This window comes from Pseudomonas sp. F2, from assembly GCF_057174385.1.
In genome coordinates this window covers 1417482-1434052 of sequence record NZ_CM169904.1, presented here as the reverse complement: position 1 = coordinate 1434052, position 16571 = coordinate 1417482, and the positions used below count along the sequence as shown (strand labels likewise).

Here is a 16571-nt window from a genome sequence, read left to right as displayed (position 1 = left end):
CTCATGAGTCAACGTTGCCATCACCGCTGGAGTCCTGACTCGGCCCCGCTGTTACGGGGCCCGGAGGTCAGATGATGGTTGGCTGGAAGAGTACCGAGTGAACAACTTCGACACATTCTGTAACTTCATTGGCCGGCGTATTGCGCCTCCGAGACCTGTTCCGCCCAGGTGACGGTCTGGCCGTCTTCGGCTTCAGCGATGGCGATGTGGGTCATGCCACTGTTGGCCGTGGCGCCGTGCCAGTGCCGGGTGTTCGGCGGAATCCAGACAGTGTCGCCCGGACGGATTTCCTGACGCGGGCCACCCTCTTGCTGCACATAGCCAACGCCAGCGGTGACGATCAGTGTTTGCCCCAGCGGATGGGTGTGCCACGCCGTGCGTGCGCCAGGTTCGAAGGTCACCGTGCCGCCGGCGATGCGCGCAGGTGCGTCACCTTTGAACAGGCCATCAACGCGCACCGCGCCGGTAAAGTTTTGCGCCGCGCCCTTGATCGAGGGCTGGGAACCGTTCGGGGTAATGCGGATTTCACTGGCAGCCTGGGCTTCTGCGGTCATGAGTGAGAAAGCCACGAGTGGCGCGATCAATCGGTTCATCGGATCAACTCCGGTCAGGCAATGGAAGCGGCGCCGCACGCAGCGCCGCGTTGGGCAGACTCAAAGTCCGGTCATTTTCAGCGCCGACTCCGGCAGGCGTTCACCGTGCACCTGAATTTGCGCCATCTGCTCGTTGATCACGCGCAGATCATCTGCGCTCAATGGCAACTCGACCGCGCCCAGGTTTTCTTCCAGGCGATGCGGTTTCGTCGTACCCGGGATCGGCACAATCCACGGTTTCTGTGCGAGCAACCAGGCCAGGGCCACTTGTGCCGGCGTGGCGTGTTTGCGTTGCGCGACGGCTTTCACCACATCGACCAGCGCCAGATTGGCCCTGCGCGCTTCAGGGGAAAAGCGCGGGACGACATTGCGGAAATCGCTTGCGTCGAACTGCGTGTGCTCGTCGATCTGACCGGTGAGGAAACCGGCGCCCAGCGGGCTGAACGGAACGAAGCCGATCCCCAATTCTTCCAGCACCGACAGCAGTTCCAGCTCCGGGCCGCGCCAGAACAGCGAATATTCGCTCTGTACCGCCGTGACCGGTTGCACCGCGTGAGCCCGGCGTATGGTCTCCACACCCGCCTCAGACAGGCCAAAATGCTTGACCTTGCCCTCGGCGATCAGCTCCTTGACCTTGCCGGCGACGTCTTCGATGGGCACCTGCGGATCAACGCGGTGCTGATAAAACAGGTCGATGCAATCGGTGCGCAGACGCTTCAACGAGGCCTCGGCCACGGCGCGGATATGCGCCGGGCGGCTGTTGGTGCCGCCGCCGCGTGCGCCGGTGATCAGGTCGATATCGAAGCCGAATTTGGTAGCAATGACGACTTGCTCGCGGATCGGCTGCAAGGCCTCGCCCAGCAGTTCTTCATTGGCGAACGGGCCATACGCCTCAGCGGTGTCGAACAAGGTGACGCCTTGCTCGTGGGCCGAACGAATCAGCTTGATCATGCTGGTTTTGTCGGCAGCCGGCCCGTAGGCCGACGTCATGCTCATGCAACCAAGGCCCAGTGCGGACACTTTCAGGCCATTGCCCAACGTGCGGATTTTCATGATGTCACTCCGTACAGAATTCGATTAACGCGTGAGGGGGTGATCGCTCAGCCAGCCATTCACGCGCTCCATGGTCTTGCGCTCTTGCTCACCCTCCATCACAAAACCTTCCAGAACCTTAGTCTTCGGCGCGTGCTTGACGAGCACGCTGCGACTGTTGCCCAAGCCATAACCGCCGTGGGTGTTGAAGGGGATGAGGGTCTTGCCGGTCAGGTCGTGGGCGCTGAGGAAGGTGCGCACGATCGGCGGTGCGGTTTCACCCCAGATCGGAAAACCGAGATAAATCGTGTCGTAGTCGCTGAGGGCGTGAACCTTGTTTTGCAGTTCGGGTTCGAAGCCGCTGTCACGCTCCTGACGCGCCTGTTCCACGGTTTGCAGATAGTCCTCGGGGTAAGCGTGGGCCGGGCGAATCTCGAACAGATCGGCACCCAGCCCACGCTGGATCAGCCCGGCAACCACGCGGGTATTGCCCGAGCGCGAAAAGTACGCGACCAGAATCCGCGAGCCTGAGCGCGGTGTTTCACTGGCGCCTTGTGTGTCGGCGAGCGACAGCAGCGGAGCGCTGGCCAGTGCGGCGATCACCGTGCGCCGCAGCGGATCGTGATCGTTGCTCATCGACCGACACGCGCTTTAAGGGCCTCGGGATAGCGCTCGCCTTCGATGCGGATCTGCGCCAGCGCAACATCAATCGCCTTCAGCTCGGCGGTATCGAGCGTGATGTCCGCGCCGCCGAGGTTTTCTTCCAGGCGATGCAGTTTGGTCGTGCCCGGAATCGGTACGATCCACGGCGCTTGCGCCAGCAGCCAGGCCAAAGCGATCTGCGCCGGCGTGGCGTGTTTCTGCGCGGCGATCTGGCGAATCAATACCACCAGCCCCTGATTGGCTTGCAGCGCCGCTTGGCTGAAGCGCGGCACGATGCTGCGGAAATCGTCGCTGCCGTAAGTGGCCTCCGCCGACACCGTGCCCGTGAGAAAGCCCTTGCCCAAAGGGCTGAACGGCACGAAGCCGATGCCCAACTCCCAAAGCGTCGGCAGGATTTCCTGTTCGGGCTCGCGCCACCACAGCGAGTATTCGCTTTGCAGCGCCGTGAGCGGCTGCACGGCGTGCGCACGGCGAATGGTCTGTGCACCGGCCTCCGACAGGCCGAAATGCTTGACCTTGCCTTCGCTAATCAGGTCTTTCACCGTCCCGGCGACGTCTTCGATCGGCACGTCCGGATCGACGCGGTGTTGGTAAAGCAAATCGATGTAGTCGGTTTTCAATCGGCGCAGCGAACCTTCGACGGCGACCCGAATACGTTCGGGCCGGCTGTCCAGAGTCTGCTTTGTATTGTCGGCACCGACGGCGAAGCCGAATTTTGTGGCGATCACGACCTGGTCACGAACCGGGGACAGCGCCTCGCCGACGACTTGCTCATTGAGATAAGGGCCGTAGAACTCGGCGGTATCGAAGAAGGTGACGCCTAGATCAACGGCCGTGCGAATCAGCGAGATCGCTTGCGGCGTTTCTGTCGCTGGACCGTAGCCATGGCTCAAGCCCATGCAGCCAAAGCCCAAAGCTGACACTTGCAGTGAACTGTTTCCGAGTGTGCGCTTGTGCATGTCGATCTCCCGTCAGACGTTGGGAGCACAGTAAGCGAGCTGATTTAAGGGCACTAGAGGGGTAAATCGGCAAGGGTTTATGAGGCTCACTCATCAGTCACTCGATGTGTCGACCGCGCTCTGCCGGCATCTGTATGTGAGCAAAGGTCTCCCTGAAGGGATAAACACCGTCAATAGCCAATTTCTGTCACATCGTTGCGTAAAAGCCTCAAGATGGCCCTAACATCCGCGATAAATAGGGAACTATTAACGTCCACAAATAGACTGAGCTGCTGTTGCGACGTCGCACGAAACAATTTCTACAAAAAATGGAGCACACAATGGGCAGGGCACGCGATGAGTTTGATTTTTGGTGGGGTACGTCCGGGTCGTGGGTGGAACCGCCGAATGTGCGCCGCAGCGGCACCAGCGGTGTCCAGCTGATTGTTCAAGGTGACAAGACGTTTTTTGTAAAGCGTCAGACCGGCCATTTGTTCCGCAGTCTGCGTTACCCCACTGGCCGACCCACCGCATTGCGTGAAGGCGTTGCCCTTTCAAGACTCGAGCAACTGGGCGTGAATGCACCAAGGCCGGTATTTTATGGTGCGAGAAAAGTTGACGGTCTATGGCAGGGTGTTCTGGTTACCGAAGACCTGGGCGGCTTCATCGATCTGGATACCTGGTATGGCCAGGGCGCTGCAAGCCTGTTGACCACAACGCAACATCTGCGACTGCTTGAACGTTTAGCGCAAATGCTGGCGCGGCTGCACTCGGGCAAATGGCAGCACGGTTGCATGCGTTCCAAACACATCTTTATCAAGGCCTCGATTACCGACGCTGACTTCGATTTCGAACTGGCGCTGCTTGACCTGGAGAAGTCTCGCGGTCGTGCTACGGCAATGGGCGCGGCGCGTCACGACATTCCTCAACTCAGACGGCATTCTTTCTGGGATGAGTCGCAGTGGCGGCATTTCCTTTCCTGCTACGAGCAAGCCCTTGGCAGAACCCTGTAAGACGGTAGTGCGGCAGTGACTCCAGCTCAATCTGCGTCTGACAACAGCACCAGCGAACGCCGTCCGGGTTGGTACTGGGCGCGTTCAGGTGTGGGTTGGCGGGCGACCGCAACAGTCGCCCGCTGACTGCTCAGATTTGCGCCTGGCCGCCGTCAACAAACAGCTCGATACCGTTGACGAAACTGGCGTCATCCGAGGCCAGGAACAACGCGGCGCTGGCAATTTCATCAGCCTCACCGACGCGCCCCATGGGGATCAGCGACGCCAGGTAGTCGAGCAAGCCCTGCTGTTGAGCGGCATCAGGGCCGGCCAAATCAACCAGGCCAGGCGTGCGGGTGGCGCCGGGGCTGATGGTGTTGATGCGCACCTGGCGGTCTTTCAAATCCAGAATCCAGTTGCGGGCAAATGAGCGCACGGCGGCCTTGGACGCGGCGTACACACTGAAGGCGGCGGTGCCCGAGCTGCCCGCCGTAGAGCCGGTGAGAATCACCGAGGCTTTTGGGGCCAGCAGCGGCAGTGCCTTTTGCACAGTGAACAGCACGCCTTTTACGTTGCGATTGAAGGTGTCGTCGTACTGCTGCTCCGTGATGTCACCCAGTGGCAGCATGGATCCACCGCCGGCATTGGCGAACAGCACATCGATCCGACCGTGGGTCGCGCCAATCTGGCGATACAACGCATCCAGCTGATCAAGGTTGGTGGAATCCACCTGCACGCCGGTGGCGTTGCCAACCGCGGTGACAGCGGCGTCCAGCTCGGCTTGGCGACGGCCCGTGATATAGACGTGAGCGCCTTCCTGAGCGAAGCGTTTGGCAGTGGCCAGACCGATGCCCGTAGTGCCGCCGGTGACCAATGCAATTTTGCCTTCGAGTTTGTTAGTCATGGTGTTTCTCCCGTATTTCGATTGAGTGAGTTGCGGTGTGGGAGAAGCTTATCGACGAAGAAAAGCTTTCAAAATAGAATTGTCTGAAACCTATCGTTGCAGAAATGAAATGAGCAGACTTCCGGATTTCGAAGGGTTGGCAATGTTTGCCAAGGTGGCCGAAGAGGGCTCGTTCGCCGGCGCGGCGCGCGTCATGAGCGTGTCGGTGCCAACGGTATCGCGGGCGGTCGCGCGGTTGGAGGCGCGCCTGGGTGGGCGCTTGTTCAACCGTACGTCGCGGCAACTGGCACTTACTGAATTCGGCGCGAGCATGGCGGCCAAGGCGGGTGAGATTTATCGGCAGGCTGAAGAGGTGGAAAGCGAGGCTCAGGATTTGTCGGTCCAGCCCCGCGGCCAAGTACGCTTGGCGATCCCCATGTCGTTTGGCTTGCGTTGGGTGGCACCGCTGATGCCGCAGTTGCTGCGCCAGTATCCCGAGCTGTCGATTGACCTGCACCTTTCAGATGCCTCGGTAGACCTGATCGCCGAGGGCTTCGATGCCGCCTTGCGCATCGCCGTATTGCCGGATTCCTCGCTGGTTGCACGGCGCCTGTGTGCCGTCACTCAATACCTGGTCGCTTCACCGGCTTATCTGGATGCTCATGGCCATCCTGGCCACCCCCGCGAACTCGCGTCCCGCACGTGCCTGAGTTATGCCTACCGGGCCCGCAGCCAAGTGTGGCGGTTCACCCATAAAGACGGAAGCGAAGAAGACGTGGTGCCCAGCGGCCCGTTAAGAGTGACCAACTCGGATGCGTTATTGCCGGTGTTGCTTGAGGGCTTGGCTATCGCCGAACTGCCGGAATTTATCGCCAGCGAGTACTTGAAAGACGGGCGCTTGGTGGTGGTGCTACCGCAATGGAGCATGGCCCGTGGCGGTTTGTATTTCGTCACCCCCTCGGCGCGTACACGGCCGGTAAAGATCAAAGCGCTGTCGGACTTTTTTGCCGAACATTTAAGCCAGCCCGAATGGCGATGGCCGTCATGAGACGTTGCGCACATGGCTTTCAATTATGAAACGATGATTTTCATTAACGTCTGTTTTTGAAATCGAAGGGGTCCCTTAACGTAGTCAGGTCAGCACCTGCAGTGTGCTCGTCCCTTATGCGTTTCGGAGAAAGTCGTCATGAAAAATGCCGTGGAGTTACTGCAAAATTACCTGGATGCCATTCAGACGCCGTACCTGGCGGCAGCACTTTTCGCAAAGGATGGCGTGCTCGAGTTGCCGTACCTGGCGTCGCTGGGCATACCCCATCGCGTTCAAGGCCCTGCCGCCATCGAGGGATTCATCGGCTCGTTGCTCGGTAAAGTGCCGGATTTCAAATTTCACAATGTGCGCTTTTTGATCGACACACCCGATCAGGCGTTTGCCGAATACAGCGTAGAGGCCTTGGTGCCCGCCACTGGGCGCATCTACCGGCAAATGTACGCCGGCCGCCTGGTGGCCAAGGACGGCAAAATTCAGCTGCTGCGCGAATCCCTGGATACCGTGGCCGCTGCCAAAGCGTTCGCGCCGGATGATTCAGAGCGAGGCCAATAAGTCGCGATTATTCCGGTGTGGCGGGCAGGGATTGTGCGCTTCTGGCCGCCATTGGCCGTTCACGGATGTACGCTTTCGGCCCAGAGTTTTTAAAAACTCTAGTTACCATCCTGTAAAGCCAGTTCAGGGAGCCTGACCTGTGGGGCCCAGTTTGGCTTCATCGTCGAACTCAGACACCCATCTCAAATGTGAATGAAGGGTTGTCTCTGTACCATTATTTTTGCGTATTCATTTGCAAGGGAAGCCAATGAAACGGGGCGCATCAGAACGAGGGTTTCTGGGGCAGGGCAGAGGCGTGGTTGCGGCCATGGGTCAGGCATGAGTGCCCGGGTCAATCAACAGGCGCAACGTCTATTGGAATGCTGATGGTTGCGAGAGTGACAAGTTGGCTAAAACAGGCGCTGGTGCGTGCTCAGCACATAAGTCACGCACCAGACTCGTTTGAATAATTACCACTGACCGCTTCCGAGACAGGCGATTATTTCCCAGCCACTGAATTCCCACCAGGAATAGCGCTCATCGGAGCAACTTCTGGCCAGGCTTGCCGTCTGGATTTCTCCGGCTTTTCGCTGGGTTGAGAAAGGTGTGTCAATCGAAGCGGTCACCTGCTTGACCGTCTGCGGAGCAGTGATGGTCGTTGGATGCACGGCAGCGTTTGTGACGGTTGCGGCGAAAGCAAGCGTCGCGCAGATGGCCAGAGTTGTCATGGGCTTTTTCATGGTCGAATCCCTTCAGTTAACTGACAGCGGGCTTATACAGCGGCCCCGACCTGCCTTCTGAACAGATCGGGCATTCGCGTAATGTGACGCCAGAAAAGCCTATCACTGCGCTATCTCCAGAACAGTCGCACAACTGTGCTATTGACAACTTGTTGAACGGCCAGTCTTCGTCAAGGCGCTGGATCGAGTCAAATAATCTGAACCCCGCCCGAACGCCCACGCCTAACGATCAGCTTGTGTTCATTCGCACAGGCCCGGTGCCAATACCGGCACATTTCGAGAGGTGGTCAACGTGGCTAAAGACGAGAAGAAAAGCAAAAAAGACGATGCTTCGAAAGCCAGCAAGGACTTGAAAGACAAAAAGTCCTCGCCGGAAAAGAAATCGGCGGCAGCCTCGACGCTTTCCAAGTCTTCCGACAAGAAAGACAAGAAGAAAGACGCCGAACCGAAAAAGTCTGCCAAGAAAGCCGATAGCAAGCCGGAAAAGGCCAAGGATGCAAAGAAGGCTGACAAGCCGGCGAAAAAGAAAAAGTAATACCTGCGACTCGCCAGGGCGTCATGCCCTGGCGTGCATGTGTTTAAACAGTCTCTTCAACCCTGCGCGCATCCCCCAACGAATCACGCTGCATCGACTGCAGGTTTTTCTCGATGGTTTCGCACAGGGCCTCCATCTGAATCTGGTGCTCGCTGTGGCGAAACGGGCTTTGCAGGTCGGTGCCGATGCGCTCGATGGCCAGCAACATGAAGCCCACCACGGTCGAGGCGAGCGGGGTGAACCAGCCCAGCGATTCCACCAGCCCAACCGGCACAATCAGGCAGAACAGCGAAATAAACAGACGCGGGAAGTACACGTAAGGGTAGGGCAGCGGGGTATTGGCGATCCGCTCCATCCCGCCCTGGCTGTTGGACAGCTCGACCATGGTCGATTCCAGCCGCGCCAGCCGAATGCTGTCCAGACGCCCGGCCTTGTATTCCCGGGCCAGCAACGATGCGGAGCCGGTGAGGATGTCGTTGGCGAAGTTGTTGGTGGTGCCGCTGCGGGCGAATTCATCTGCCGGGATGAACGCGCGGACTTCCTCCGGGCAAGGCTGACCTTGCAGATGCGCGGCAAGGCAATTGACGTACGCCACATGGCGGCGCAACAGCGTCGCCTTCACCGGGTTGATTTCGTTATGCGGATCATCCAGCAGCGTCAGCACCTGCCGGGCGAAGCTGCGCGAGCTGTTGATCATCATGCCCCAAAGGGTGCGCGCTTCCCACCAACGGTTGTACGCGCTGCTGTTGCGGAAACTGATCAGCACCACCAGCGCTGAACCGAGCAGTGTCAGCGGCATCAGCGGCAGGTTGATCTTGGCGTTGAGGAACAACATGAAGTCGACGGTGACGGCGATGTCCCAGAGCAACAGCCAGAACAGCGACCAGCCCACGTAGCCCATGGTTTTGATGATCAAGCGGTATTTTTTGACGATGGTGGCTTTCAAACGGAAACCTCGTGGCGAGCGGTAAGCGTTAACGCCTTAGCTCCGACGCAGGTTCGGGGGTAAAGGTTCGGTGTTGACTGAGCATCTTGGTTACGACAATTGTCAGGCAATAAAAAAACCGGTCATTACGCCGGTTTTTTTATTGCCTGCAGTTCTGCCAGAAGTCAGAGCGAAGCTTTCACCTGCAAACCAAGCACCAACGCATTGTCGATGTCCTGCCCGGAAAACGCCCCAGGTTCGATGATGTATTGCATGTTCGGGCGTAGTGTCAGCCAAGGCGTGGCCTGGTAGCCGTAGCCGAGTTCGATCAACTGCTCGCCACTGTCCAGATTCGGGAACTGCGTGCCGTTGGCCATGGCGGCGTCCTGCTGCACGTCGCGGCTGCGCGGGTTAGGCACGGCGCGGCCATAGCCCAAGGCGACGGTGTCACGCGGGCGACCTTCGAACGGTTTGTACAGCACCAGACCGGTGCCGTACCACTTGCTGAATGGCGAAGCTGCTTCGCTGGCTGCCGAGTATTGGCCGAACGCATGCAGGCTGCGGCCTTCGGACGTTGGCGAACTCCATACGGCTTGATCGATCAGCAGGTAATGCCCGCCACGCCCGGAGACTTCTTTGTCGCTGCCGATGCGTTTCACATCGGAGCTGTCGTAGTAGTAACCCAGCTTGTATTCGCCGGGCAATTGGCCCGCGTGCTTGTACACCAGTTCGATCGGCACCACGGTGCCAGTGGTGTGTTTCGGGCCCAGATGCCAGGCACGGCTGGAATTGCCGTTGCTTTCCGGATCGACGTTGAACGCGGCCACGCGCAGTTGCCACGATGGCGACAAGTCGTACTTCACCCGCACGCCCAGGTGAGCGTTGGGGTAGTTGGTCCAGCCGCTGCCGCCGGACATGTTCAGCGGATGGCCGCAGAAACCGGCGTTCATGAAGTTGCACAGGATGCCGCTGTCGAGCCCGCCGAGGTCGTTACCCATGGCCATGTAACCGAGCTTCACGTTGAGCGCCGGGGTGAACAGGCTGCGCTCATAACTCAGTTCGGTCAGGCGGGTGTAGAGACCACCGTAGTTTTCCTGGATCGGCAGACGGTTGCCAACCAGGTCTTCGGAGGCGCTGTTGCCGCGGCGGTCGTTGATGGTCAACTGGACCTTGCCGGCGTTCTCCACGCCATACAACTTGCTCAGATCAAACTGGGCGCCGAGCTTGATGTTCTGCGAGTAACGGCCGGAGCGGTGCAGGCCGCCATCGGCGTTGTAAGCCATTTCACCGGTGTAATCGCCGGTGAATTTGATGCCGTCTTCGTCCATCTGGTGACGCAAGCCACCCCAGTCACCGGTCAGGGTATTGCGGGTCAACAGGTTTGCATCGGTATCGGCGAAGGCGGGCAGGGTGGCGCTGCAGGTCAGGCCCAACAGCACGCCGTTGACCCAGCCGTTACGAGTAAAACCAAACATGGAGATCTTCCTGCTCAAAGCGGTAGCAATATCGGAAAGCGGCGCGGCACCCTCAGGTGCCGCGCGCAAAAAGAAAGCGCCCGTGTTCAACACGGGCACTGCGGTTTACGGCAAGGCGTAAGCCATCACGTAGTCGCCGCGGTCAGTCGACTGACGCGCGCCGCCAGCGGTGACAACGATGTACTGCTTGCCGGTTTTCGGCGAAACGTAGGTCATCGGGCCGCCCTGGCTGCCGACCGGCAGACGCGCTTTCCAGATTTCCTCGCCGTTGCCGCTGTTGAAGGCGCGCAGGTAGAAGTCCTGAGTACCGGCGATGAAGATCAGGCCACCCTGGGTCGACAGGGTGCCGCCCAGGGTTGGCAGGCCGATCTTGATCGGCAGGTGCATGCGGATGCCCAGAGGACCGGTGTCTTCAACGGTGCCGACCGGAACCTGCCAGGCGACTTTCTGGGTCTTCATGTCGATCGCGGTCAGGGTGCCGAACGGCGGCGCCTGGCAAGGAATGCCGGCCACCGACAGGAAGCGGTTTTTGTTCACCGCATACGGCGTGCCTTTGAGCGGTACCGCGCCCATGCCGGTGTTCAACGCTTCGCCACCGGACGAGGCTTGAGCCTTGTTCTGCGACGGAATCATCTGGATCCACAGACCCAGGCGCATGTCGTTGACGAAGATGAAACCGTGGACCGGGTCAGTGGAGAGGCTGCCCCAGTTCATGCCGCCCAGCGAACCCGGGAAGCTCAGCGATTTGTCGGTACCCGGCGCGGTGTACAGGCCGTCGTAACGCATCGATTTGAAATCGATCCGGCACAGCAACTGGTCATACGGGGTGGCGCCCCACATGTCCGACTCAGTCAGGTGCTGAGCACCGATCTGCGGCATGCCCACCGATTTCGGCTGAGTTGGCGAGTACGGTTCGTTCGGGATGTTCGCGGCTTTGACCGGGACTTCTTTAACGTCGGTCAACGGCTTGCCGGTGGCGCGGTCGAGCACGTAGATCTGCCCGGCCTTGGTGCCGATGACCAGAGCCGGAACGGTTTTGCCGTCCTTGGTGAAGTCGATCAGGCTCGGCTGCATCGGCAGGTCGAAGTCCCAGAGATCGTTGTGCACGGTCTGGAACACCCAGCGTTCATCACCGGTGGTGGCGTCCAGCGCGAGCACCGAGGCGCCGTAGGTGTGATCGAGTTTGCTGCGTTCGACACCATAGATGTCGGTGGACGAGCTGCCCATCGGCAAGAACACGGTGTTGGTCGCCGGGTCGTAGGACATCGGCGCCCAGCTGTTCGGCGTGCTGCGCACATACGTGCTGCCATCGGCCGGGGCCTTTTTATCCTGCGGGTTGCCCGGGTCGAAGGCCCAGCGCATGGCGCCGGTGATCACATCAAAACCACGGATCACGCCACCCGGCATGTCGGTTTGCACGTTGTCGGCCACACGACCGCCGACCACCACGGTGGTACCGGCCATCAACGGAGCGGAGGAGAGCTGATAGTAGCTGTCCGGCACATCGCCCAGACCGGCCTTCAGATCAACCTGACCGTTGTTGCCGAAACCCTGGCAGAACTCGCCGGTGTCGGCATCGACCGCGATCAGGCGAGCGTCGATGGTGTTGGTCAGCAGGCGGCGCTGGCAATTGGCGGCAGGCGCCGGTTTGGCTTCGATGATGCTCGAATTGCTTGGCTGAGCGATGGCCTTGGTGGCATCGAAATAGGCCATGCCACGGCAACGTTGCCAGACTTTCGATTTGGCGTTGATCGCGTTCTTCCACAGCTCTTTGCCGGTGTCGGCATCCAGCGCGATCAGGTTGTTGTGCGGGGTGCAGATGAACACCTTGTTGCCGATCTGCAGCGGGGTGAGCTGGTCTTCGGCACCGTTGCCATCGCTCTCGGCGACGTCACCGGTATGGTAGGTCCACGCCACTTTCAGTTTGTCGACGTTGTTGCGGTTGATTTGGTCCAGCGCGGCAAAGCGGCTGCCGCCTTCGGTATTACCGTAGTGCGCCCAGTCTTTTTGCGCCTTGTCTGGCTCAACCGGCGTCAGGCCCGGGCCCGTGCCGGTGGCAGCGACAGTCGGATGCGCGACGAACATGTTGCCGGCAGCCACCGCCAGCCCCACGGCCAGGACAGCGGCAACGCCGTAAGCGCCACGCCCCGGCACGCCACCGTTGGCGCGCTTGAGCAGTGGATAGACCAGCGCCACCACCAGGCCTACGGCGCTGAACATGAACAGGCGCGAGAACACCGGCCAGAACACCAGCCCGGCATCGCTCACCGCCCAGATCGCTGTACCGACCAGAAACGCCGCGAACAGCCAGGCGCCGGCGGTCTTGAAGCGAGCGATCAGCAGACCGGAAACGGCCATCACCAGACCGCCCACGAGGAAGTACCACGACCCTCCCAGGCTGACCAGCTTCACTCCGCCAGCCGCAAGTGCCAGGCCGAGCAGGGCGATGATCACCCCCAGCCCGACCAGAATGAATTTTGATATGCCCGAGAGGCGTTGACTCTGCTTCACGTTGAATGTCCCGTTGAAATGAGGCGTGCATTATATAGTTAGGTAACTACCTAGTTAAATCACTAATTCAGAATGAAGCATAGATCAACGCGGCTACGCGGGTTTGCGGGCAGTCCTGAGCGCTCACGGGACCGGCAAGGGCTGATCGAGCGTGAGGCAAGTCGCAATTACGTCTGGTTAAATGGGATTTTTGACAGGTATCAATCAACAGGAGGGAGAGTGAATCGATAAACGCCGATTCGACGTGCCAGTCATCAACCGACGTACGGCTGCTGCCGTTTCGACTCACGAGAACGAATGCTCAGAAAGGACAACACGCCTGGCAGGCACTGAGATCAGTGGGCGCGCAAAACTGTAAAAATGACGTCAGACGTCCTTGAATTCCTCTACGAGCAGCTCCGCAAATTTTTCTTTTGCTCGATGAGGTCCAGTGTTTTTATTCCATATAAAATAATTCTGTATTGGGTGCAGGTCGTCAAATACATGGCCGCTTATGTCACCGATGCTGCGAAACTGTTCAAAAACGCCTCTGGGCACTAACGAAACACCCGCTCTTGAGCTGACACACCCGAGAATGGTGCCGTAACTGGCGATGCTTGTTACAGGACTAACAACACCATGCGCTTGCAGCCAGTTTTCCAGCGCCTTTCTATAAGGACAGCCTTCAGGCCACATGAATATATCCGTGCCACTCAAGTCCTGCGGATTATGCACGTGCCCCGCAGCTGAAGAGGCAATCAATACCAGTTCTTCCATGTAGATTTCGATACTTTCAATATCAGGATGATCCTGATTGACAGCAATGATGGCGCCGTCGAGTTTATGATCAACCACATCATTCAATAACTGCGACCAGTCACCGGTGCTGAACTGCATCTGCACAGATGGATAGCGTTGATGAAACTTTGAGAGCAACTTGGGCAGTCTGCCAGTGGCCGATGACTCTATTGCCCCGATCTTCAAGAGTCCTGACGGCGCCGCCGCAGGATCGAGCGCTCTTTGTGATTCCTGGCACAAAGACAGGATTTTGTTTGCATACCCAAGAAATAATCTACCGGAAGGGCTGATAACAAGCCCCCGACCTTTCCTGATAAACAAAGATACCCCAAGTTCTTTTTCCAGAAGTTTGATTCTGTTGGTAATGTTGGACGGCACACAGTGCAGTAATTCAGAGGCGCGAATGATACTTCCGTGATCCGCTACAGTCTTGAACATAGTAAGTTGAGAAAGCTCCATGCCATTGCTCACTTATAATGAAGGGTTTGATCATTATAAGTCACTTGTCGAAACCCTTCAAGTCACATATTGTTTAAAGCCTGAGCTGATTGTGGAAGTTTAAATCAGCGGATTAACTCGGCATATCTTTAGGGAGAAGGATAAGCTCATGAACTCACCCATGTTGCAGAGTCGCGTTGACGCATTTAATAGTTACAGATCCATGCAAGAGTTTGGTGAAGCTTTCATAGACGCTCTGCCAAAGCATATCAGGAATTTGAAAATACCTGGTCGAGTGATATTGCAGAATCAGCGCAGACAGCCCGTATTGGCAAACGTCACGCATATCCCTGACATTCAGGATGCCATGCTGGAAGTGCTTAACCATCCCATTACCCAAGATGCCCAGCGCCATGCCGAGAACGCATTTGAAGCGTTTCTTGAAAAGGCTGCAATGGATTCGGCTGTTCTGAAATTCTTTAATGGATGGAATGAAACACATAAAACCACCAGCTTGGTCTCTGCAAAAATAATTATGCGACTCTCAGCAGACGCACTATCCGTATCTGCTGAAAGACACATCGAATATCTGAATGTCATGGCACACATGCATGAAGTTGCGAAAGACGACTTCGGGCTCGGGCACCCTGGGCATGATGGCATGTTCGAATACATGACTTCAGCTTTTAACGCGACTGCCTGGATTGAAAATCAACACAAAGTTCGAGAGTGCAATGAATTCTCAGATTTTCTTTACAGTACTGGAATCTCAGAACACAAATCAGCTCTGAATTCGATAGAACACAAGAGTGCAATCATGGATGCCATGATGGTTTCTATCGCTTCAGAACTTTGGAATGGTCGTGAATATAATTTCATCGCTCAGTACATTGAAGCAAAGTTACTTGAAGTCAATCCTCTGCTAAAAACGGATGTTCAAGCTCTACGTAACGCTAAAGGTTACGTGATGGGCCACTCAGGCGAAGTCGAAAACAAACATGGTCTTCATGCGTTGGCCGCCGCGCAAGCGTACGGTCGAGCGATGGATATACCTTTCAAGCTCGGTCGCATGAAAGGCATCATGCTCAACTATAATGAGCGCGTAGGAAGAGCTTTCGAGGCCATGCATCGATATCTTACTGCGGAAAATTAACCTGGAGAATGTTGTGATACTTTGCGGAGAACTTCAGTCCCGAAAGGATCTCCTGAATGGATTTTGAACAAGCGTTGTTCGCTTTAGGCTTTTTTGCATTCTGTGGTGGTTTGATAGATGCAGCGGTAGGTGGTGGCGGGCTTGTACAGCTGCCAGCACTTTTGCATGCGCTTCCTCAATATAGTTTGGCAACCGTATTTGGAACCAATAAGCTGGCGGTTCTTGCGGGCAATCTTTCTTCGATATACAGCTATACCAAAAGAATAAAAATTGTCTGGAAACTGATGTTGCCCACCATGCTGTCGGCATTCGTTTTTGCGTTCATTGGCGCGTTTTCAGTGTCAATCGTTCCCAAAAAAATCATGGAGTTCGTTGTTTTTTTTGTTTTGATAGCGATGGCGATCTATACGTTCGCGGAAAAAAGATTAGGCCTGATCAGCACTGAATTTCATTGCGGAACAAAGGAAATTGCGTGGGGCATTTTTTTTGGTGGCTTGATTGGTTTTTATGACGGCGTCTTCGGTCCGGGTAGCGGCAGCCTTCTGCTATTCATTTTCGTCAAATATTTTGGCTTTGATTTTTTAAATGCCTCCGCCTCCGCAAAGCTGGTCAATCTGGGTACGTTCTGCGCGGCGCTCATGTTTTTTGTACCAACGGGAAATGTTCTGTGGGCGGTAGGTGGCGTCGTAGCACTGTGCAATATTGCCGGCTCCCTGACTGGAGTTTTTCTGGCACTGCGGTATGGCAGTGGCTTTATTCGGATCTTTTTCCTGATTCTGCTGGTTTTCCTGATTGGCAGAATGGGGCTGTCTCTATTTTCATAGATGAAATCCAACCCCTTCAGCACTCCAATGAACATTGGCTGTTGCGCTTGATCACCCACGGTTATTGCGCAAAATCGAGAAATTCAACGCCGCTGCCACACACAACCAGGCCAGATAAGGAAACAGGATCAGCCCGGTGATCACATCCAGGCGCATCGCCAGAAATACCATTGCCGCGACTACCAGCCACAACACCAACAGAATCACCATGGCGGCCAACACCTGATGCGCGCCGAAGAACACCGGCGTCCACAGTGTGTTCAAGGCGATCTGCGCGGCCCACAGCGCCAACACGGTCTGACTGCCGGGAATCAGGCTCAAGCGATAACCGGCCCAGGCCAGCAATAGATAGATAATCGTCCAGGCCACCGGAAACGCCCAATTGGGTGGGGTAAATCCGGGTTTATTCAGCCCTTCGTACCATGGCCCGGGTTTGAAAATCACCCCGGTACTCGCTGCAGCACCGCACGCAATCAGGAAAATCAGAAACGTCACCATGTATCACTCCTTGGC

General features: G+C 57.2%; 17 protein-coding genes. 6 read left to right on the top strand and 11 right to left on the bottom strand.

Annotation, left to right across the window (positions count from 1 at the left end; genetic code table 11):
* Nucleotides 1–125: 125 nt before the first annotated feature.
* Genes AC193Q_RS06245 through AC193Q_RS06230 form a run of 4 tightly spaced genes read right to left on the bottom strand, consistent with a single transcriptional unit; the run spans nt 126 to nt 3247 of the window.
* On the bottom strand, nt 126–593 hold the full coding sequence (locus AC193Q_RS06245; RefSeq protein WP_047294465.1) for a (R)-mandelonitrile lyase: 468 nt from the start codon (nt 591–593) through the stop codon (nt 126–128).
* 60 nt (nt 594–653) lie between these two features.
* On the bottom strand, nt 654–1646 hold the full coding sequence (locus AC193Q_RS06240) for an aldo/keto reductase (protein ID WP_121185479.1): 993 nt from the start codon (nt 1644–1646) through the stop codon (nt 654–656).
* A gap of 24 nt (nt 1647–1670) precedes the next feature.
* Nucleotides 1671–2261, bottom strand: coding sequence for a flavodoxin (locus tag AC193Q_RS06235; RefSeq protein WP_121185477.1), 591 nt, complete (start codon nt 2259–2261; stop codon nt 1671–1673).
* Nucleotides 2258–3247 (bottom strand): aldo/keto reductase, encoded by a 990-nt coding sequence (locus tag AC193Q_RS06230; RefSeq protein WP_121185475.1) that lies wholly within the window; start codon nt 3245–3247, stop codon nt 2258–2260. Before AC193Q_RS06230 ends, AC193Q_RS06235 begins: the two co-directional genes overlap by 4 nt.
* 320 nt (nt 3248–3567) lie before the next feature.
* Between AC193Q_RS06230 and AC193Q_RS06225 the strand changes: the two genes are divergently transcribed.
* Entirely contained in the window at nt 3568–4239 is a 672-nt protein-coding gene (locus AC193Q_RS06225; RefSeq protein WP_121185473.1) for a lipopolysaccharide kinase InaA family protein, read from the top strand.
* Between the two features lie 130 nt (nt 4240–4369).
* Here the strand turns inward: AC193Q_RS06225 and AC193Q_RS06220 are convergent, their stop codons facing one another.
* Entirely contained in the window at nt 4370–5122 is a 753-nt protein-coding gene (locus AC193Q_RS06220) for an SDR family NAD(P)-dependent oxidoreductase (protein WP_047294458.1), read from the bottom strand.
* A gap of 109 nt (nt 5123–5231) precedes the next feature.
* Here AC193Q_RS06220 and AC193Q_RS06215 point away from each other — a divergent pair, with 109 nt between their 5' ends.
* Together AC193Q_RS06215 and AC193Q_RS06210 are read left to right on the top strand one after the other, a co-directional pair.
* The gene (locus AC193Q_RS06215; RefSeq protein WP_086791248.1) at nt 5232–6149 is read left to right on the top strand and encodes a LysR family transcriptional regulator; all 918 of its coding nucleotides are present in this window, start codon (nt 5232–5234) and stop codon (nt 6147–6149) included.
* 138 nt (nt 6150–6287) lie between these two features.
* Nucleotides 6288–6701: a nuclear transport factor 2 family protein gene (locus tag AC193Q_RS06210; protein WP_121185471.1), complete on the top strand. Its 414-nt coding sequence runs from the start codon at nt 6288–6290 to the stop codon at nt 6699–6701.
* 449 nt (nt 6702–7150) lie between these two features.
* Here AC193Q_RS06210 and AC193Q_RS06205 read toward each other — a convergent pair whose 3' ends face one another.
* Nucleotides 7151–7420, bottom strand: coding sequence for a hypothetical protein (locus AC193Q_RS06205; RefSeq protein ID WP_121185469.1), 270 nt, complete (start codon nt 7418–7420; stop codon nt 7151–7153).
* Between the two features lie 283 nt (nt 7421–7703).
* Here AC193Q_RS06205 and AC193Q_RS06200 point away from each other — a divergent pair, with 283 nt between their 5' ends.
* Nucleotides 7704–7955 carry a hypothetical protein gene (locus AC193Q_RS06200; protein WP_174376762.1) on the top strand — a complete coding sequence of 84 codons (252 nt, stop codon included), beginning with the start codon at nt 7704–7706 and terminating at the stop codon, nt 7953–7955.
* Nucleotides 7956–7998: 43 nt separating this feature from the next.
* On the opposite strand, the gene AC193Q_RS06195 is transcribed toward AC193Q_RS06200, so the two are convergent.
* From AC193Q_RS06195 to AC193Q_RS06180, 4 genes are all read right to left on the bottom strand, one after another.
* The gene (locus AC193Q_RS06195) at nt 7999–8901 is read right to left on the bottom strand and encodes a bestrophin family ion channel (RefSeq protein ID WP_121185467.1); all 903 of its coding nucleotides are present in this window, start codon (nt 8899–8901) and stop codon (nt 7999–8001) included.
* 164 nt (nt 8902–9065) lie between these two features.
* Complete coding sequence (locus AC193Q_RS06190; RefSeq protein ID WP_483879302.1) at nt 9066–10355, bottom strand: carbohydrate porin; 1290 nt, start codon at nt 10353–10355, stop codon at nt 9066–9068.
* A 105-nt stretch (nt 10356–10460) separates the two neighbouring features.
* On the bottom strand, nt 10461–12866 hold the full coding sequence (locus AC193Q_RS06185) for a glucose/quinate/shikimate family membrane-bound PQQ-dependent dehydrogenase (protein ID WP_047294429.1): 2406 nt from the start codon (nt 12864–12866) through the stop codon (nt 10461–10463).
* Between the two features lie 366 nt (nt 12867–13232).
* Nucleotides 13233–14102 carry a LysR family transcriptional regulator gene (locus AC193Q_RS06180; protein ID WP_121185463.1) on the bottom strand — a complete coding sequence of 290 codons (870 nt, stop codon included), beginning with the start codon at nt 14100–14102 and terminating at the stop codon, nt 13233–13235.
* Between the two features lie 148 nt (nt 14103–14250).
* Here AC193Q_RS06180 and AC193Q_RS06175 point away from each other — a divergent pair, with 148 nt between their 5' ends.
* Both AC193Q_RS06175 and AC193Q_RS06170 read left to right on the top strand, forming a co-directional pair.
* The gene (locus AC193Q_RS06175) at nt 14251–15234 is read left to right on the top strand and encodes a hypothetical protein (RefSeq protein WP_121185461.1); all 984 of its coding nucleotides are present in this window, start codon (nt 14251–14253) and stop codon (nt 15232–15234) included.
* Between the two features lie 56 nt (nt 15235–15290).
* Nucleotides 15291–16058, top strand: a complete 768-nt coding sequence (locus tag AC193Q_RS06170) for a sulfite exporter TauE/SafE family protein (RefSeq protein WP_041063962.1) — start codon at nt 15291–15293, stop codon at nt 16056–16058.
* 51 nt (nt 16059–16109) lie between these two features.
* On the opposite strand, the gene tspO is transcribed toward AC193Q_RS06170, so the two are convergent.
* Complete coding sequence (gene tspO / locus AC193Q_RS06165; RefSeq protein ID WP_047294693.1) at nt 16110–16553, bottom strand: tryptophan-rich sensory protein TspO; 444 nt, start codon at nt 16551–16553, stop codon at nt 16110–16112.
* Nucleotides 16554–16571 lie beyond the last annotated feature (18 nt).